Source organism: Pseudidiomarina sediminum DSM 21906 (genome assembly GCF_000423165.1).
In the GTDB taxonomy this organism is placed as follows: Bacteria; Pseudomonadota; Gammaproteobacteria; order Enterobacterales; family Alteromonadaceae; genus Pseudidiomarina; species Pseudidiomarina sediminum.
In genome coordinates this window covers 29,301-47,093 of sequence record NZ_AUHL01000010.1, presented here as the reverse complement: position 1 = coordinate 47,093, position 17,793 = coordinate 29,301, and the positions used below count along the sequence as shown (strand labels likewise).

15 protein-coding genes and 1 tRNA gene are annotated in these 17,793 nt (G+C 49.5%); 7 read left to right on the top strand and 9 right to left on the bottom strand.

Features of this window, described 5'->3' with window-relative positions:
- Positions 1-399: 399 nt before the first annotated feature.
- The 4 genes from pssA to rluD form a co-directional block, all read right to left on the bottom strand.
- A complete protein-coding gene (gene pssA, locus G535_RS0105205; RefSeq protein ID WP_026861094.1) occupies positions 400-1,233 on the bottom strand; it encodes a CDP-diacylglycerol--serine O-phosphatidyltransferase in 834 nt (277 codons plus the stop codon).
- A gap of 91 nt (positions 1,234-1,324) precedes the next feature.
- A complete protein-coding gene (gene clpB, locus G535_RS0105200; RefSeq protein ID WP_026861093.1) occupies positions 1,325-3,901 on the bottom strand; it encodes an ATP-dependent chaperone ClpB in 2,577 nt (858 codons plus the stop codon).
- A 78-nt stretch (positions 3,902-3,979) separates the two neighbouring features.
- On the bottom strand, positions 3,980-4,693 hold the full coding sequence (pgeF, locus tag G535_RS0105195; RefSeq protein ID WP_026861092.1) for a peptidoglycan editing factor PgeF: 714 nt from the start codon (positions 4,691-4,693) through the stop codon (positions 3,980-3,982).
- Positions 4,683-5,654 (bottom strand): 23S rRNA pseudouridine(1911/1915/1917) synthase RluD, encoded by a 972-nt coding sequence (rluD, locus tag G535_RS0105190; RefSeq protein ID WP_026861091.1) that lies wholly within the window; start codon positions 5,652-5,654, stop codon positions 4,683-4,685. Before rluD ends, pgeF begins: the two co-directional genes overlap by 11 nt.
- Positions 5,655-5,785: 131 nt before the next feature.
- Between rluD and G535_RS0105185 the strand changes: the two genes are divergently transcribed.
- The gene (locus G535_RS0105185) at positions 5,786-6,541 is read left to right on the top strand and encodes an outer membrane protein assembly factor BamD (RefSeq protein WP_026861090.1); all 756 of its coding nucleotides are present in this window, start codon (positions 5,786-5,788) and stop codon (positions 6,539-6,541) included.
- Between the two features lie 21 nt (positions 6,542-6,562).
- Here the strand turns inward: G535_RS0105185 and glnB are convergent, their stop codons facing one another.
- The 4 genes from glnB to G535_RS0105165 all read right to left on the bottom strand — a co-directional run bounded on the left by glnB (position 6,563) and on the right by G535_RS0105165 (position 9,799).
- Positions 6,563-6,901 (bottom strand): nitrogen regulatory protein P-II, encoded by a 339-nt coding sequence (glnB, locus tag G535_RS0105180; protein ID WP_026861089.1) that lies wholly within the window; start codon positions 6,899-6,901, stop codon positions 6,563-6,565.
- On the bottom strand, positions 6,888-8,576 hold the full coding sequence (locus G535_RS0105175) for an NAD+ synthase (RefSeq protein ID WP_026861088.1): 1,689 nt from the start codon (positions 8,574-8,576) through the stop codon (positions 6,888-6,890). The genes glnB and G535_RS0105175 overlap by 14 nt, the downstream gene beginning before the upstream one ends.
- 76 nt (positions 8,577-8,652) lie before the next feature.
- Positions 8,653-9,171 carry a DUF1285 domain-containing protein gene (locus G535_RS0105170; protein WP_026861087.1) on the bottom strand — a complete coding sequence of 173 codons (519 nt, stop codon included), beginning with the start codon at positions 9,169-9,171 and terminating at the stop codon, positions 8,653-8,655.
- Position 9,172: 1 nt separating this feature from the next.
- Positions 9,173-9,799 (bottom strand): LuxR C-terminal-related transcriptional regulator, encoded by a 627-nt coding sequence (locus G535_RS0105165; protein WP_026861086.1) that lies wholly within the window; start codon positions 9,797-9,799, stop codon positions 9,173-9,175.
- 174 nt (positions 9,800-9,973) lie between these two features.
- Here G535_RS0105165 and G535_RS0105160 point away from each other — a divergent pair, with 174 nt between their 5' ends.
- Both G535_RS0105160 and pdxH read left to right on the top strand, forming a co-directional pair.
- Positions 9,974-11,653: an amidohydrolase gene (locus tag G535_RS0105160; RefSeq protein WP_026861085.1), complete on the top strand. Its 1,680-nt coding sequence runs from the start codon at positions 9,974-9,976 to the stop codon at positions 11,651-11,653.
- A 23-nt stretch (positions 11,654-11,676) separates the two neighbouring features.
- Positions 11,677-12,318: a pyridoxamine 5'-phosphate oxidase gene (pdxH, locus tag G535_RS0105155; protein ID WP_026861084.1), complete on the top strand. Its 642-nt coding sequence runs from the start codon at positions 11,677-11,679 to the stop codon at positions 12,316-12,318.
- Between the two features lie 3 nt (positions 12,319-12,321).
- On the opposite strand, the gene G535_RS0105150 is transcribed toward pdxH, so the two are convergent.
- Positions 12,322-13,377 carry an Ldh family oxidoreductase gene (locus G535_RS0105150; RefSeq protein WP_026861083.1) on the bottom strand — a complete coding sequence of 352 codons (1,056 nt, stop codon included), beginning with the start codon at positions 13,375-13,377 and terminating at the stop codon, positions 12,322-12,324.
- 84 nt (positions 13,378-13,461) lie between these two features.
- Here G535_RS0105150 and G535_RS0105145 point away from each other — a divergent pair, with 84 nt between their 5' ends.
- The 4 genes from G535_RS0105145 (at position 13,462) to G535_RS0105130 (ending at position 17,612) form a co-directional block, all read left to right on the top strand.
- A complete protein-coding gene (locus G535_RS0105145; protein ID WP_034727728.1) occupies positions 13,462-14,499 on the top strand; it encodes an ATP-dependent 6-phosphofructokinase in 1,038 nt (345 codons plus the stop codon).
- 91 nt (positions 14,500-14,590) lie between these two features.
- Entirely contained in the window at positions 14,591-15,529 is a 939-nt protein-coding gene (speB, locus tag G535_RS0105140) for an agmatinase (RefSeq protein ID WP_051206976.1), read from the top strand.
- On the top strand, positions 15,526-17,442 hold the full coding sequence (speA, locus tag G535_RS0105135) for a biosynthetic arginine decarboxylase (protein WP_026861080.1): 1,917 nt from the start codon (positions 15,526-15,528) through the stop codon (positions 17,440-17,442). Before speB ends, speA begins: the two co-directional genes overlap by 4 nt.
- Positions 17,443-17,536: 94 nt before the next feature.
- Positions 17,537-17,612, top strand: a tRNA-Phe gene (locus tag G535_RS0105130).
- Positions 17,613-17,793 lie beyond the last annotated feature (181 nt).

Below are 17,793 nucleotides of genomic sequence, written 5' to 3'. Positions count from 1 at the left end.
TGATCAAACTCTTCAGTTTAAAGTGTTTAATCGACCCATTGAATCAATGACTTAATAAATCTAATTTGTTAAGCACTTCTCCAATCAGTCAGGTGTATCCGAAGATACTTGCATCCGAAGATGCTTTTTCTCTGCCTGAATCCGGTAAGTGCCCACACAGTTTGCTTGGCTTGATAATTTGTTAAAGAACGTTTCGCTTCTTTCGTGAAGCGGGATGCGTATTTTACGCTTTCCCTTGTCCGCGTCAAGATCCTTTTCGATCTTTTTTTTTCGTCGCTCGTAAGCTTCGAAGCGGTTGTTGTCTGTGGCGCTTGCCTCGGTGACAACGGAGGCGAATTATAGAGATCATTCGCCACCGTGCAAGATCTTTTTTCAAAAAAAGACTCGTTCGATTATTTTTTATTCAGGCTTGCTTTCTTCTTGGTCTTTTTGTTTGTTCTTTGTACTTTTTTCAGCGTTTTGAGCTAACTCTTCCTCACACTCTTCATCTGTATCGCCGACCACATGTTTTAATTCCAAGCGTCCAACTGAGCGAATCGTTAGGATTGGACCTGATAGTGCATATAAGAAGAAGATACTAAAGAGAACTAATGAAGGCTCAGTAGCTACAACGACGAACGCCAAGACAACGGCGAGAATAACCAAGAATGAAACGCGACCACGCCAATCAACATCTTTGAATGAGTGATAACGGAAGTTGCTGACCATAAGTAAGCCGGCACAGATGGTTACGATAGCAGCAAGGTAACTGATCGAGTCCGGAGCGATGTCATATTTTGTCCCCACCCAAACAAGACCACTGACAATAGCAGCGGCACTCGGAATAGCTAGGCCCTGGAAATAACGCTTATCTTCGCTACCTAAGTTGGTATTGAACCGCGCCAAACGCAATGCGCCACCAGCAACAAAAATAAAGGCAGCAAGCCAACCAAACTTACCTAAATCAGATAATGCCCAATTGTACATTACTAATGCTGGAGCCATACCAAAGGAAACGATATCCGCCATACTGTCGTATTCGGCACCAAAATCACTTTGTGTATTCGTCATCCGCGCGACGCGACCATCGAGCCCATCAAACACCATCGCAATAAAAATGGCTACGGCTGCAGACTCAAATTGATTATTCATCGACGCCACGATAGCAAAGAAGCCAGAGAATAATCCTGCGGTGGTTAGCAAGTTAGGTAAAAGGAAAATCCCACGGTTCTTGCTCGGTGCACTGTTTGGCATTTGAAACATCCTACTTACATCATGTTAGATAATGCAGGATAGCATAGCATGCAAGCTGCAATAAATAGCTACAGCTTGCATGCCACATCCATTACCCTTGCGAAATAACGATCTGTTCGTCTTGGTAATCGACCTGAATTGGCCGACCTGGTAACAGTTCTCCAGCCAACAGACGTTGCGCCAATGGGTTCTCAATCTCCTGTTGAATAGCGCGTTTCAATGGACGCGCACCAAAGACAGGGTCAAAACCTGCTGCTGCTAGGTGATCCAACGCCGCATCGGTAAGCTGCAACTGATAATCGCGCTCAGCCAAACGCTTGTGCAAGCGTTTTAACTGGATACCCGCAATTGCGCGAATCTCAGATTTCGCTAATGGATGGAACACCACGCTTTCATCCACACGGTTCAAGAACTCCGGACGGAAGTGATGTTGTAGTATTTCCATCACATCATGCTTCATTTCATCATAGCTTTGCTGATGCGCTTTTTCTTGAATCACATCTGAACCTAGGTTTGAGGTCATAATGATCACCGTATTACGGAAGTCGACAGTACGACCTTGACCATCCGTGAGGCGACCATCATCAAGCACTTGCAGCAAAATATTAAACACATCCGGATGCGCTTTCTCGACTTCATCCAACAGAATCACAGAATAAGGACGACGACGAACCGCTTCAGTTAAATAGCCACCTTCTTCGTAACCGACGTACCCTGGCGGTGCACCGACCAAGCGTGATACCGCATGCTTTTCCATAAATTCCGACATATCAATCCGGACCATGGCATCTTCGGTATCAAACAAGAACGCTGCTAACGCCTTACACAACTCGGTTTTACCCACCCCTGTTGGGCCAAGGAACAAAAAGGAACCTATTGGTCGCTGCGGATCAGACAACCCCGCGCGTGAGCGGCGAATCGCATTGGCAACTGAAGTGACAGCTTCATCCTGCCCGACCACACGGGAATGCAACTGGCTTTCCATTTGCAGTAACTTTTCACGTTCACCCTCAAGCATCTTGCTGACAGGAATCCCCGTCCAACGCGACAATACATCCGCAATTTGCTCGTCCGTAACTTTATTCTTCAATAACGACATTTCTTGGTCTTCAGCATCAACAGCCACTTGCAGTTGCTGCTCTAACTCAGGAATTTTGCCGTACTGCAATTCCGACATCCGATTCAAATCACCAGCGCGGCGCGCAATCTCCAAATCGGTTTTAGCTTGTTCCAGCTGCGCCTTAATATTTTGCGCACCTTGCACCGCAGTTTTTTCCGCCAGCCAAACTTCCTCAAGCTCCGCATATTTGCGTTGCTGCTCCGACAGTTCCTGCTCCAATGTCTCTAAGCGCTTTTTACTCGCTTCATCATCTTCTTTTTGCAGCGCTTTCTGCTCCAACTGCAATTGGATAATGCGGCGCTCAAGGCGATCAAGGTCCTCAGGTTTCGAGTCAATCTGCATACGAATGCTCGACGCTGCTTCATCAATCAAATCAATCGCCTTATCTGGCAATTGGCGATCACTGATATAACGATGCGACAAGGTTGCCGCAGCCACAATCGCAGGGTCGGTGATTTGCACTGAGTGGTGCACTTCATAGCGCTCTTTCAGGCCACGCAGAATCGCAATCGTGTCTTCGACCGAAGGCTCATCCACTAACACCTTCTGGAATCGACGCTCCAACGCTGCATCTTTTTCAATATATTGACGGTACTCATCTAATGTTGTCGCACCGACACAATGCAATTCGCCACGCGCCAAAGCTGGTTTTAGCATATTACCTGCATCCATCGCGCCGTCAGCTTTACCTGCGCCAACCATGGTGTGCAGCTCATCAATAAAGAGAATAATGCGCCCTTCCTCTTTACTGAGCTCGTTTAATACAGCTTTCAGTCGTTCTTCAAATTCACCACGATACTTGGCGCCAGCCAGCAAGGCTCCTAAGTCAAGTGACAAAACTCGCTTATGTTTCAAGCCTTCAGGCACTTCGCCATTCACAATACGCTGTGCCAAACCTTCAACGATTGCGGTTTTACCCACACCCGGTTCGCCAATCAGCACAGGGTTATTCTTGGTTCGGCGTTGCAGCACTTGAATCGTGCGGCGAATTTCATCGTCTCGGCCAATGACCGGATCAAGCTTGCTTTGTTCCGCACGCTCAGTCAGGTCAATCGTATACTTGTCGAGCGCCTGACGCTGGTCTTCAGCATTTTGATCGTCGACGTTCTGCCCGCCACGCACTTGCTCAATGGCTTTTTCTACTTTATCGCGGGTCACGCCAAGCTTTTTCAGCGTATCGCCCAACTTGCCTTTATCTTCCGTTGCGGCCAAGACAAACAGCTCTGAAGAAATGTATTGATCGTTCCGCTTCTGGGCATATTTGTCACAAAGGTTTAGCAAGGTCCCCGTCGCGGCCGAGACTTGCACATCGCCACCGGTACCACTGACTTGTGGCAAACCGTCGATGATTTCGCTCAAGCTCGCGCGCAGTTGGTTGCTGTCAATCTGCAAAAGGGTCAGCAGCGGACGCAGCGTTCCACCATCTTGATTGAGGAGCGCCTGCATAATATGTGCAGGCTCAATGAATTGATGATCGCGGCCTAAAGCCAATGATTGCGCATCAGCAATCGCCAGTTGAAATTTATTGGTTAATTTGTCAAATCGCATGTTAAAAATACCTCACCCATACGTTGATGTCCTTGCCATGGATGTGGGTATTAAATCGCCAGATTCAAGTGTTAGTACTTAAATTTTCCAAATCAAGCTTGCGATTCTGCCGCACTGTGGTTGGCGACGATAAGAATAAAAACGATCGTCACTGTAAGTACATAGACCGCTTTGGGTGACATTCGTGACGCCACTTTGACGCAACGTGCGTTCTGCCAGCAAGGCTAAGTTCCCCAGCCACTTACCAGGTTTGTGTGGCGCGAAACTCATGGTGTCAACGAGCCCTTGCGACACAAAGGCGGCGCGTACTTCGTCGCCGACTTCAAAATGAGGTTGGCTGATTGCCGGACCAATATAAGCCGATAAGTGCTGCGCGGGCACTGGCAATTGCGCCACAGTTGCCGCCACAATGCCATGTGCCAAACCGCGCCAGCCAGCATGCACTGCAGCGATCACTTCGCCATCGTTGCTGGCCAGTAAAATCGGCAAACAATCGGCGGTAAGTACGGCACAGATCCCGCGCGGCTGCAGCGTCCAAATAGCATCGGCAGGCGCGCCCATCGCAACAGTCTCAGCCTTAACTACTGCCGTGCTGTGGTACTGAGCTAACCATTTGGGTTGTTGTGGAAGTTCAAGCGCACGCTGGAGTTCACGACGATGGCGGAGCACCGTAGCCGGATCATCACCAACATGACTGGCCACATTTCCTGGCGCTGTCACCGTCGTAACGCAAGCACGAACCCCAGGCGGTAATTGCCACTGAGGTTCATAAGCATAGCTTTTAGTCGTCATTGGGGTGGGCTTTACGATCGGCACGTAAAAGCTCGAGTAAGGTGACAAAGTCAGGAGGCGTCGGCGCGTCCCAACTCATCCACTCGCCGGTGATTGGGTGATGCAACGACAAACGTGCCGCGTGCAATGCCTGACGCTTAAACTGACGTAGGTAGTCCAATAACTCTTGGCTGGCCCCTTGTGGCGGTCGTGGACGTCCACCATAGGTAATATCGCCAACCAACGGATGACGTAAATAAGCCATATGCACACGAATCTGGTGCGTACGCCCAGTTTCTAAGCGGAGGCGCAAATGGGTGTGATTGCGGAACCGTTCTGCCACACGATAATGGGTCACCGCAGGTTTCCCAATGGCAACGACGGCCATGTGGGTACGCTTCGTTGGATGGCGACCAATCGGCTCGTCAATATGACCTCCAGCGGTCATTGGGCCGTTACACACAGCTTCATATTCACGCGTGATTTCCCGTTCTTGCATTGCCGCCACGAGATGCGTTTGCGCCGGTAAGGTTTTAGCAACCACCATCAGGCCCGTGGTATCTTTATCTAGGCGATGAACAATGCCGGCTCGTGGCACTTGGTCGATGGCCGGACAGTGATGCAACAAGGCGTTCAGCAAAGTGCCGTCCGGCGTTCCTGCGCCAGGGTGGACGACTAAACCCGCAGGCTTGTTAATCACCAAAATATCATCGTCTTCGTAAACAATATTGAGCTCAATCGCTTGCGCCTGAAAGCGCTTCTCTTCGGCAATTTCGACAGCAATTTCAATTACCATACCACTGATAACTTTTTCGCGAGGCTTGTTGCAGACGTTGCCGTCAACACTCACGCCACCATCGGTAATCCACGTTTTTAAACGCGAGCGCGAATAATCAGGGAACAACTCAGCGAGTGCTTGGTCCAAGCGTTTGCCATTGCAAGAATCCGGGACCGTTTCAGTTAATTCAATATGTTCACTCATAAAATAAATAATGGACCTGTGAAAGCAGTTAATGCTGCGCTAGAATGCATGCAACTATCGAAGTGATAAGTGTACCTGTTTGGAACGCTTTGCACCAAAAATTAAATCAACAGAGATCAGAACGACTGCTTATGAAATTGCGTATTAGTTTGCTGTTAGCGCTCTCAGTCATGCTTACTGCGTGCTCGAGCTCATCCGATGAAGAACTCAGTTCAGCAGTACTTAATGATGCTGCTCTGCTTTATGAACAGGCTCAAGGCAATATTGCCGCAGGTAACTTCACCAACGCTCAACGTATTTTGCGCCAACATGCCATGCGTTATCCGTTTGGCCCGTACGCACACCAAGTGCAGATGGACCAAATTTATGTCAATTACAAAATCGGTGACCTCGATAAGGCATTGGCAGAAGTTGATCGTTTCATGCAACTTAACCCAAACCACCCCAATTTAGATTACGTGATGTATATGCGTGGTCTCATCAACGAACGTTCAGACTCAAACACGTTGCAAGAATGGGTTGGTATTGACCGCTCAGATCGTGATCCAAGTCACGCTGAAGAAGCATTCAAAGATTTCGGTGCCTTGTTACGTCGTTTCCCAGAGTCTCGCTACGCCAGTGATGCGAAGCAGCGCATGGTTGCGATCAAAAGCCGCCTAGCGAAATACGACTTATCGGTCGCTGACTATTACGTTAAACGTGAAGCTTGGTTAGCAGCCGCCAACCGTGGTAAGTACATTTTGGAACACTACCCGGATGTACCAGAAGCCGAACGAGCGTTGGCAATTATGATGGATAGTTATGATGCATTGGGATTAAATGAACTGCGCGATGATGCGCGAGCGACGTTACAAACTAACTTCCCGCAAAGCCGCTATCTTGATTAAGTAATACCATCGAAGACGCTGTTACACAGCGTCTTCGTTTTCCTCACCCGTACGAATTCGAATCACCCGCTCCACCGAACTAACGAAGATTTTTCCATCCCCGATTTTACCGGTTTGCGCTGTTTCCATGATGGCATCAATACAGGCTTCAACCTGATCATCTGCAATCACAATTTCGATTTTAACCTTAGGCAAAAAGTCGACCATGTATTCTGCCCCACGGTATAACTCGGTATGGCCTTTTTGACGACCAAAGCCCTTTACCTCGGAAACCGTCATACCTGCAATGCCGACCTCAGACAAAGCTTCACGTACATCATCTAGTTTAAACGGCTTAATAATCGCCTCAATCTTCTTCATGCTTGGCCTCGGTCATTAATTCACGTTCGAGTTCGTAACGAAAGTGGTTGGTTATTGGGTAACGTCGATCTTTAGCAAAGTTCCGCGAGGTGATTTTCGGCCCGACAGCGCCCTGCCGACGTTTGTACTCATTAATATCAATCAGACGCACAACACGCAAGACATCCGCGCGATCAAAGCCGGCGTCAACAATCGCCGTCGGCGACCAGTCCTGTTCGACATACAAATGAATAATCTTATCCAGGATATCGTATTCAGGAAGACTATCTTGGTCGGTTTGCCCCGGTGCCAGCTCGGCCGATGGTGGGCGCTCAATCACCCGTGACGGGATCACGTCATGCGGATGCACAGTGTTTAAATAACGCGACAAAGCAAACACCATCATTTTCGGTAAATCTTTGATCGGCGCGAAGCCACCACACATGTCGCCGTACAAGGTACAGTAGCCCACAGCCAACTCACTCTTGTTGCCAGTGGTTAACACTAATGAGTGGGTTTTATTCGAGAGCGCCATCAACAACACGCCGCGACTGCGCGCTTGCAAATTTTCTTCGGTGGTGTCCGCCGTCGTGCCCTCCAACTGAGGGGCCAACTGCTGCATAAAGCTGTTATAAATAGGCTCAATAGCAATAACATCGTACCGAACACCTAATGTTTTGGCTTGCTGCTCGGCATCTTCCAAACTCATTTTTGAGGTGTAACGAAACGGCATCATAACGGCATGCACGGCATCCGCCCCTAGAGCTTCAGCCGCAAGCGCCAGTGTCAGTGCTGAATCAATACCACCGGAAAGCCCTAAGGTTACCCCTTTGAAGCCATTTTTCCGCACATAATCGCGAATCGACAATACTAAGGCTTGTCGTACTTGCTCAAGACGAAGTTGCTCAAGTTGCTGTGGCAATTCCGGCAACGCCTGAGCTTGAAAGTCTGACATCACCGGGCGGATCCCAGTAGCGTCAAAACGTACCTCAACACAACATGGCTGACAGTGCGGCAGTTCAACCACAGTTTCGGCGTCACTATCGAGAACTAACGAGTGTCCATCAAACACTAGCTCATCTTGCCCGCCGCAGTTGTTCACATAGACAATCGGACAACCACTCTCAGCAATCCGTTGTTGCAGCACATGCAAACGTTGCTGGTGCTTATCGACTTCAAACGGCGACGCATTCACAGAAATCACCCAGTCCACGCCCGCAGTCATTGTTTTCGCGAGTGGTTCTGGGTGCCACAAATCTTCACAAATTAACACACCGATACGGTGGCCTTGCCACTCAAAGACACAAGGTGCATGACCGGGAATAAAGTAACGCTGTTCATCAAACACGCCATATTGAGGGAGGCGCTGCTTGTGATAACGCGCTAAACATTGTCCGCGATGCAGCACAGACACACTATTGAAAAGCTCGTTACCAACCCGCTGTGGGTGACCGACCACCACCACTTGGTGTTCTGCAGCTGCGGCAATGCGTGTGAGCGCGCGTTCAACCAAGGCTTCAAAATCAGCTCGAAATAACAGATCTTCCGGCGGGTACCCGGTGATGGCTAACTCAGGAAAAACGACGATATCAGCATTATCGTGCGCGCCGAGTGTATGCAGAATAGTGTCCGTATTGCGCTTAATTGCTCCGACAGTAAAGTCCAACTGCGCAATTGCGAGCGTGATCGGTTTCATAAAGTGTGTTTACCTTTGCACTTAGACTAAGCTGCGCATGATATAGCAGCCGTGTGCAGCGAGCAAATGCGGTGGCTTAACTCTGTCCCAAAACAAAGCGGTGACCAGCACTCACAAGAAAGACCTCTCCTGTTGCAGGATCATGTTCCGCCAGCTCCACCCATTGATAGTAAACATTACGATGGACTTTTGCCGTTAGCCCGTGATCAAGCACCACATAAGGCACGTCGTTCTCGACCAGCAGCGGATAACGCGCACTAAGTGGGTACTGACTATCAACATTGGTGGTCACTTGCAGCACGGCGCCATCGGCGCTTTCAAGGGCACGCCAAGCTGTAATGAGCAGCGGGGCATCGACCACGGTGATTTTCACCTTTTCCGCTGGGGTAATGAGGTAATAGTCAGCGTCTTCTCGCACCAACACCGAAGCAAAGAGTTTAACTAGTGCCGGGCGCGTGATCGGTGAGCCTTGATAATGCCACTGACCATCAGCTGTAATTGTCAGTGGTATTTCACCACAATAAGGAGGGTTCCATTGCTCCGTAGGAGCGTGTTGATGCAGTTCTAAAGAATGTAGAAGCTGCTTTAAATCCATCTTAACTCACCAAACGTTTCTGTCTTAATAAGTACCATAAGGTTGCTTCGGTACGGTTCGATACTTTAATCGCTTTGAAAATGGTCGACAAATGCACCCGAATGGTGCCTTCTGTGATCCCCAATATGGTCGCGATTTCTTTGTTGGACAAACCTTGCGCTAAAAGTTGCATGATTTCAAGTTGACGCGGTGAGAGAAAGTTTTCGGCTTGGGGAATGCGTGGTGAAATATCGGTAAGTCGTGATTCGTCAGGCAAGTAGCGGTCATTTTTAAGTAAGGTTCGAATAGCAATTTTAGCGTCTTCAGCACTCGAATCTTTCGGGAGATAGCTGCGTACCCCTGAAGCCATCGCTTGTCGAACTTCCGACATCGGCCGCGACCAACAAAATAAAACCACATGCGCTGTCGGTGCATGTTTTTTAATTAACGCGAGGGACGGTCGTATTTCTGCGTCGGGTAAATCCATATCTAGAAAAATTAAATTATACTGGTTGTCGTGCTGCAAATATTCAGTAGCGAGTTCAAAGCTAGGCGCTTCATAAATCGAAAGTTCTGAAGAGTAACTCGTACACAGGTGAATTAATCCTGCGCGAGTAAAAAATTGTGAATCGATAAGTAAAATTTTCATAGCTGCCTGCTCAGTCAAGTTACTGATGGAATAACAGTCTTTTTATTAATGTTTCTCCAAGCATTTTACACGCAATGTAAAACTTTTTGAAACAACTTCGTTTTTTTATTGATAACAAATAAAAAATTAAATTCAGAATACGTTTATTAGTATAGACAATCTCAAGGGAAAGCCATGAAAAGTGTTGCAATTATGTTGGTTTCGGTGGTTGGTTTCTTGCTTAGTTTTCAACCCGCACACGCAAAAACACACTATTTCCACAATTTAAAGGGGTATACCCTGACCGGAGAACCTGGAAATAGTGCCAAACTCCACACCTTTTCCGCGATGGTTGTTCGCGATGGAAAAATCGCTGCGGTTGGACACCCAGATGATCTGTTGGCGATTTACGCCATTCCAGCGGAACAACACGTCGACTTTGCCGGTAAAACCGTCCTGCCAGGTATTATAGATGCACATGGGCACATGCTTGGCCTAGGTGAAAACCTTGTGCAAGTGGATGTCCGCGATGCGGGTTCCGAGCAAGAGGCTGTTGCCCAAGTGGTTGCTTTTGCCAAGTCAGAACCCAAAGACTGGATTGTTGGACGCGGCTGGAACCAAGAAAACTGGGACGTAAAGCAATACCCTACCGCTGCAAGTCTCGATGAATACGTCAGCGATCGTCCGGTCTGGTTATCACGAGTCGATGGCCACGCTGGCTGGGCGAACTCGAAAGCACTCGAACTAGCCGGTATTAGTAAAGATACGGTCAGCCCTGAAGGTGGTGAAATTATTCGCGACAAAGACGGCAATCCAACCGGTGTGTTGATTGATAATGCGATGGCCTTAGTCGAAAGCAAACTGCCGGCAACTAGCCAGGCGTCGCGTCGTCAGGCGTTAACCGCAGCTTTTGAGCACCTTGTTTCAGAGGGGATCACCAGTGTCCATGACGCTGGCGTCGGCACCAAGACATTGCAGGTGTATCAACAAATGGCCGCCGAACAACAAATGCCTGTTCGCGTATATGTGATGCTTAGCGCAGCCGATCCAAACTTACCGGCACTCTTGGCTGAAGGACCTCAAACCACAGCAGATGATGTATTAGCCGTACGCAGTGTCAAAGTCTTTACCGATGGGGCGCTGGGTAGCCGCGGCGCGGCCATGCTTGAACCTTATAGCGATGATCCACACAATCACGGTTTATTGGTGACGCAACCGGACGAAATCGAACGTTTGTATCAGGCCATTATTGGCCATGGCTTCCAAGTCAATATTCACGCCATCGGTGACCGTGCCAACCGCATTGCGCTGGACACGTTTGAGCAAACCTTCGCGACTCTTGGTGGGCGCAACTTACGCCATCGCGTCGAGCATGCACAAATTGTTCACCCAGATGACATTCCACGCTTTAAAGAGCTCAACATTATTGCTTCAATGCAACCGACCCATGCCACTTCAGATAAAAACATGGCAGAAGATCGCATCGGTAAAGCACGTATGCAAGGCGCCTATGCTTGGCAAACCTTCTTGCAACAAGGCACGATTCTGGCCGCTGGTTCAGACTTCCCGGTAGAGCTATCGAACCCATTTTTAGGTGTTCACGCGGCGGTTACCCGTCAAGACCGCGGTAATCAGCCTGAAGGCGGTTGGTACGCCCATGAATCGATGACACTTGAGCAAGCCCTACGCGCCTTCACTCTAGATGCGGCCTATGCAGCTGGGCAAGAACAAGTGCTCGGTTCGCTAGAACCAGGGAAATGGGCTGATTTTATTGTGCTTGATCAAGATCCTTTTGCCGTGTCTAGCGATAAACTATGGCAAGCTGATATTCTCGCAACCTACGTTGCAGGAAAATCTGTATATCAACGCGATTAATCCGCTAGTAAAGAGGTTACCGAATGAAGTTGCATGACGAACGTCGAGATTATGAGCGCGCACAACTGCGTCGCGATACTTTAGTTGCCGATCCATTGGTTCAATTTGAGCAGTGGTTCTGTGCAGCAAAAGAAAGCGCAGCCCTCGCTGATCCCACAGCATTTACGCTGGCAACAGCAAATGCACAAGGGCAACCACATCAGCGTATTGTGTTGCTCAAAGACTTCGATGCCGAGGGCTTTGTCTTCTTCACCAATTACACCAGTGATAAAGGCGCAGACATTGCAGCAAACCCCCAGGTCGCCATGCACTTTGCTTGGTTACCTCTTGAGCAGCAAATTCGTATTGAAGGGCGCATTGAAAAAGTCGACCGTGCAACCAGCGAAGCCTACTTCCACAGTCGTCCACGTGAAAGTCAACTCGGTGCGCTCGCTTCTGCGCAAAGCCAACCCATTACATCACGCGATGACTTAGAAGCACGCTATCATGAACTCACGGAGCGTTATCAAGGGCAAGAAATCCCGATGCCTGAGAGTTGGGGTGGGTATCGTATCCTGCCCTCATTTTTTGAGTTCTGGCAAGGTGGTAAATACCGCTTACATGACCGCTTTGTCTACCGCCTGCAAGCTGACGGTAGTTGGCACATTGAACGCCTGCAACCTTAATCGTTAAGGCAAGGCGACACCACAAAACTCCTCACACCACTGCAGTTGCCGCCATGTGGCGGCACTGTAAGTGATGCCCTCTTGTAACTGGCGTTCACGTAACGCTAGGGCACCCTCACCTGGCACACGTACCGGCTGATTCGGGTCAATCGGCTGACAGGCTTTGACGGCCTCAACCAACTGCTGCGCCTGTTGGGCAAACTGTCCTTCAGCTGCAAATGCCGTCGGATCGACCACTTGTATCCATACGGTATTCGCATCACCATCCGCTGGATCTGCTTCAGCACGACCGTAATCACTCAAGGCTAACGTCCACAGTTCGCTAAACAGATTTAACCCCGTACCTTTATAGCCTAGCTGCGCGCCGCCGAGACTAGCCAATACGCTTGGAGGCTCAGCGACAAAGGTTTTCGGATCACAGCTATAGTCTCCCTCAGCGGTAATCAGGGCCGGATACGGCAACTGACGTTGCTCGGCAAGTGCCGTGCGTACCTTGCCCGCCGCGGTCATCGACAGACTCATATCCAACAGCACGGGTGTCGTGGTCGTTGGCACGCCAATCGCAAACGGGTTCGGTGAAAAGCAAGCGGATTTTGCACCAAAAGGCGCCACCACTTGTTGTGCAGGGGTGCTACACATCATTTGCACCAACATACCAGCAGCAGTTGCCTGTTCAAGGTAAACCGCCAATGCAGCAACATGCTGCGCACGTTTGACCACAATGGTACCAGTACCATAAGTACGCGCCATGGTGATGGCTTGTGCCACCGCCTGTGGTAACACGAATAACCCCGACAATAGTTGCGCGTCCCAAAGCGCCACCGCCGCGCGCTGCGACACGACCTGATAGGAGCCAGTCGGGGTCGTAGTGCCGCGCTGCAATGCTTGCAGGTTATAGCGTAACCGCAACAGACCATGGGTACGAAAACCGAGTAAGTCGCCCGCCACCAAATGCTCTGCCATGGCTTGCGCAATCTCAGGTGCGGCACCTTGTTGTTGCAAACATTGGCAGGCCCAGTCGATCATCGTTTGCGCTTGCGGTTTTTTTTCACTGCTCATAGGTTCCATCGCTTGTCATTCGTGAAGAGTTCGATAAGCTTACCAAATAAACACCTACAGACAACGCAGAGGAGTAAGCGATCGGTGTCGACGAGTCAAAAAACAATAAAACGGATTGGCGTGCTCACCAGTGGTGGTGATGCACCCGGCATGAATGCAGCTTTACGCGCGGTGGTCCTAGCCGCCGAGCACTATGGCATTGAAACCATCGCGTTTCGCCATGGCTATCAAGGGCTCCTCGACAACGACGCTGTGCCGATGCAGGCGAAAGACGTCCTCCATATTTTGCAATATTCCGGCACCATCATTAAAAGCGCGCGTTGCCGCCGCTTTAAAGAAGTTGAAGCCGCACAGCTCGCGGCCAAAAATCTTGATTCGCTAAATATTGATGCGTTGATTGTTATTGGTGGCGACGGCTCGTTCCGCGGTGCTGACCACCTTGCGAATCATTGGCAAGGCCAGATTATTGGCGTTCCCGGCACCATTGATAACGATGTTTATGGTACCGACCAAACCATTGGTTATGCGACCGCTGTCGCCATTGCCATGGATGCCCTCGATAAAATTCGTGACACCGCAGATGCCATGGACCGTGTCTTTATTGTCGAAGTGATGGGACGCGACGCTGGCTTTATCGGTCTTTGTAGTGCCATGTCTTCCGGCGCCGAACGGATGATTCTACCTGAGTTACAAAAAGAAAAAGCACTCACCATCAGTGCCTTGGTCAAACACATTAAACGCGTGCAAGAAATTCGCGGCGAAGGCAGCTATGTCATGGTGCTCAGTGAGCACCAATGGCCTGGTGGCGCAGTTGCGCTTTCCGAGCAACTCGAAGCAGAGTATCACTTGCCCTGTCGTCCTTGTTTACTCGGTCACATTCAGCGTGGCGGTCCGCCGGCTCCTGCTGACCGAATTCTTGCCTCTGAACTCGGGGTGCATGCGGTCGAATTGATCCTCGCTGGAGCGCACCGCGTAATGGCAGCAAAAAGCCAAAACGCCTGTGTTGCAGTGCCGTTACGTGAGACTTGGGAAAAGAAACATCCACTGGATGAAAACCTGTTGCGCATCCAACATGAAATCTTTAACCCAGTGAAGAAAAAACAGCAACGCGCAGCGCTGTAAAAGTGTAGCTTTTCGGGGCAATTACGCAGATAATATGCCCCTTTTTTAATCGGCCTACACTGCCCTGTTGCAACGACGGAGGTGATTGACCTTGAGCCAACATCCAACTGACGCGGTAACTTCCGTAAACATCAAAACCCTAACCCCAGTACGCGAATTTTTCGGTGCTGAGGTCGACGCTACCGTGCACGCCAATGCGACGCATATGATTGGCTTTGGTTTTGACGGTACAGCTTGTTTTCGTAAAGGTACCCGTAATGGCCCTGACGGCTTACGCGCCGTATCCGAAGACATCGAGTCGTACTCACCTTACCTCGACGCAGACCTCTTTGATCATGCGTTTTATGATTTAGGGAACTTGTCCCTTGGCAATGGTGATGATATTGAAGGTCAATGGCAGCACGCCACCGACCAATTCGACACCTTATTTGGGCCGTTGGATTTAGCAGCGCATAACATTCGCGTACTGACTCTGGGTGGAGAGCACTCCATTTCATATGCGCCCTTGCGCAAATATCTTGCCCAGTACCCTGATTTAGTCGTCCTGCATCTTGATGCCCACGCGGACTTACGTGATGGCTTCTTGGGATACCACTATTCCCACGCCTCGATCATGCGTCGCGCGCTGGACCATTTTGGCCCTGATCATCAACTGATCCAATATGGCATCCGCTCAGGTACCCGCGAAGAGTACCAGTTCATGAAGGAACACGGCACCGTACGGACATCGCGCAAAGACTTCCTAGATAGCGTCACCGCGATTGCGGGCGATCGTCCCATCTACCTGACGCTCGATTTGGATTATTTTGATCCCGCCTTTTTACCTGGCACCGGCACACCTGAGCCAGGCGGTGAGGACTTTCACTCCTACGTGAGCTTGATGAAAATTCTACGCGAGAAAAATTTGGTTGGCGCCGATGTGGTGGAGTTGTCACCAGAAATTGATCCGACCGGAAATTCCGATGTATTTGCCGCGAAAATTGTTCGTGAACTACTAATTATTTTGAATGAAAAGGGAGCGCGCGCATGAGCCAAACGCAACAGACGTGGACCATCGACGACGCAGAAGAACTCTATGGCGTAAAGCGCTGGGGCGCAGGTTATTTTTCGATTGGCAACAGCGGTAACATTCAAATTGCCCCGAACCACCGTATTCCTGATGTCACCATTGATATGAAAGACGTGATTGACGAAATTCGTTCAGAAGGCATTCAGTTTCCTGCGGTAATTCGTTTTCATGACATTTTGCGCTCACAAGTTGAGATTTTAAACGAAACGTTCGCGCAAACCATCGCCGATGCCGACTTCCAAGGACGCTATTGCGGTGTGTTCCCGATCAAAGTTAACCAAATGCGGGAAGTGGTTGAAGAAATCATCGATGCTGGCGAACCCTACGACTACGGTTTAGAAGCTGGCTCAAAGCCAGAGTTGATGGCTGTATTGGCGTACAACGAGAACCCTAACGCGCTTACGGTCCTCAATGGCTACAAAGATGAAGATTACCTAAGTTTGGCGCTACTCGGCCGTCAGCTTGGCCGCAAAATGATCATCGTCATCGAAAAGTACAGTGAACTGGAAATGCTGATCCCCTTGGCGAAGAAGCTCGGCGTAGAACCGATGATCGGTTTACGTAGCAAAATGATGGTGCGTAGCGCTGGCAAATGGGCCGGTTCAAGTGGCGACCGCGCGAAGTTTGGTCTCAGTATCACTGAAATCCTAAACATTATTGAGCGTTTGAAAAAAGAAGACATGCTGCACTGTGCCAAGCTGCTGCATTTCCATATTGGCAGCCAAATGTCAGACATCCGCAAAATTAAAGAAGCGGTCTCTGAAGGTGCGCGTCTGTACGCTAAATTGGTTAAAGAAGGTGTGCCGCTTGAGTACCTCGATATTGGTGGCGGTTTAGGCATCGATTACGACGGAACGAGCTCGACCACAGACTCCTCGCGGAACTACTCAACCGAAGAGTATGTTGCAGACGTGGTCTATGGCGTGAAGCAAATCTGTGACTTAGAACAAGTTGCGCACCCGAATTTGGTCAGCGAAAGTGGCCGTGCCATTACCGCACACCATAGCTGCGTGGTGACCAATATCGTCGGTGAAATTAAGAACACCGGTGCACAGTTTGATATTGAAGCCGCAGAAGGTGAGCATATTCTGGTGAGCAACATGCGTGAGCTGTTCTACGCCGCAGATATGCACCCACAAGAACGCTATAACGATGCAGCTTCATTTAAGCAAAGCGCCTATGAAGCCTTTAAGCTTGGTATTTTATCGCTCAGTGAAATGGCCAAACTTGATACCATGTACTGGCGCATTCTTACCGAGATCCACGGCTCACTTGATCACGATACCTTCGTTTTCCAAGAGCTAGAAGACCTCGAAGATATGCTCGCCAGTCAGTACTTGTGCAACTTCTCGATTTTCCAATCGGCGGCAGATACGTGGGCGATTGGCCAAGTGTTACCGATCGTGCCGGTAAGCCGCTTACAGGAACAACCGAAAGTACGTTGCTCGATTGTCGATATTACCTGTGACAGTGACGGCAAGTTGTCCAAGTACATTGAAGGTACCGAGATCAGCGATAACATTCCTATGCATAAGCTCAATAAAGGTGAAGATTACTATGTCGGAATGTTCCTCACCGGCGCTTATCAAGACGTTATGGGCGACATGCATAACCTCTTTGGTCGTTTGACCGAAGTTCATGTGTATTGCCACGACGACGAACCAGGCGACTTCTATATCGAGGAAGTGGTTCCAGGCACCTCGGCAGAGAAAGTGCTTGAAACCATGCAGTACAACACCGACTTTATGGCCAAAACCGTGAAGAAGTGTATTGACCGCGAAGTTCGCAAGGGGCATATTGCACCACGTGAAGGGGTACGCTGGACCGACTATTACGAGAAATGTTTAGCCGGAAGTACCTACTTAAAGGTGTAAAAACCAGCAAGGTGCGCATTAAGTAATCAAACAGTCAAAAATAACCAAAAAGCGGTTGACTCTGACCTCAAAAACTCGTTTAATACGCCCCGTTGCCCGGATAGCTCAGTCGGTAGAGCAGAGGATTGAAAATCCTCGTGTCGGTGGTTCGATTCCGCCTCCGGGCACCATCATTCCGAAAGCCTCGCACTTTGTGCGGGGCTTTTTTCGTTTCTGTACTTGCGCAGCTACATTGTGACCATCATCAATCCCCTCCTGTCGTTGACCTTCGTCATTCTTTTATTGTTTGCATAATGTTATTCTCTTTGTACATATGGAATAACACTAAAACGCTGGAAAAGGAAAAGCAGA

What these genes read in the sequence shown, in the direction of transcription:
- pssA (WP_026861094.1), bottom strand. Translation starts at nt 1,233, where the DNA reads ATGCCAAACAGTGCACCGAGCAAGAACCGTGGGATTTTCCTTTTACCT.
- clpB (WP_026861093.1), bottom strand. Translation starts at nt 3,901, where the DNA reads ATGCGATTTGACAAATTAACCAATAAATTTCAACTGGCGATTGCTGAT.
- pgeF (WP_026861092.1), bottom strand. Translation starts at nt 4,693, where the DNA reads ATGACGACTAAAAGCTATGCTTATGAACCTCAGTGGCAATTACCGCCT.
- rluD (WP_026861091.1), bottom strand. Translation starts at nt 5,654, where the DNA reads ATGAGTGAACATATTGAATTAACTGAAACGGTCCCGGATTCTTGCAAT.
- G535_RS0105185 (WP_026861090.1), top strand. Translation starts at nt 5,786, where the DNA reads ATGAAATTGCGTATTAGTTTGCTGTTAGCGCTCTCAGTCATGCTTACT.
- glnB (WP_026861089.1), bottom strand. Translation starts at nt 6,901, where the DNA reads ATGAAGAAGATTGAGGCGATTATTAAGCCGTTTAAACTAGATGATGTA.
- G535_RS0105175 (WP_026861088.1), bottom strand. Translation starts at nt 8,576, where the DNA reads ATGAAACCGATCACGCTCGCAATTGCGCAGTTGGACTTTACTGTCGGA.
- G535_RS0105170 (WP_026861087.1), bottom strand. Translation starts at nt 9,171, where the DNA reads ATGGATTTAAAGCAGCTTCTACATTCTTTAGAACTGCATCAACACGCT.
- G535_RS0105165 (WP_026861086.1), bottom strand. Translation starts at nt 9,799, where the DNA reads ATGAAAATTTTACTTATCGATTCACAATTTTTTACTCGCGCAGGATTA.
- G535_RS0105160 (WP_026861085.1), top strand. Translation starts at nt 9,974, where the DNA reads ATGAAAAGTGTTGCAATTATGTTGGTTTCGGTGGTTGGTTTCTTGCTT.
- pdxH (WP_026861084.1), top strand. Translation starts at nt 11,677, where the DNA reads ATGAAGTTGCATGACGAACGTCGAGATTATGAGCGCGCACAACTGCGT.
- G535_RS0105150 (WP_026861083.1), bottom strand. Translation starts at nt 13,377, where the DNA reads ATGAGCAGTGAAAAAAAACCGCAAGCGCAAACGATGATCGACTGGGCC.
- speA (WP_026861080.1), top strand. Translation starts at nt 15,526, where the DNA reads ATGAGCCAAACGCAACAGACGTGGACCATCGACGACGCAGAAGAACTC.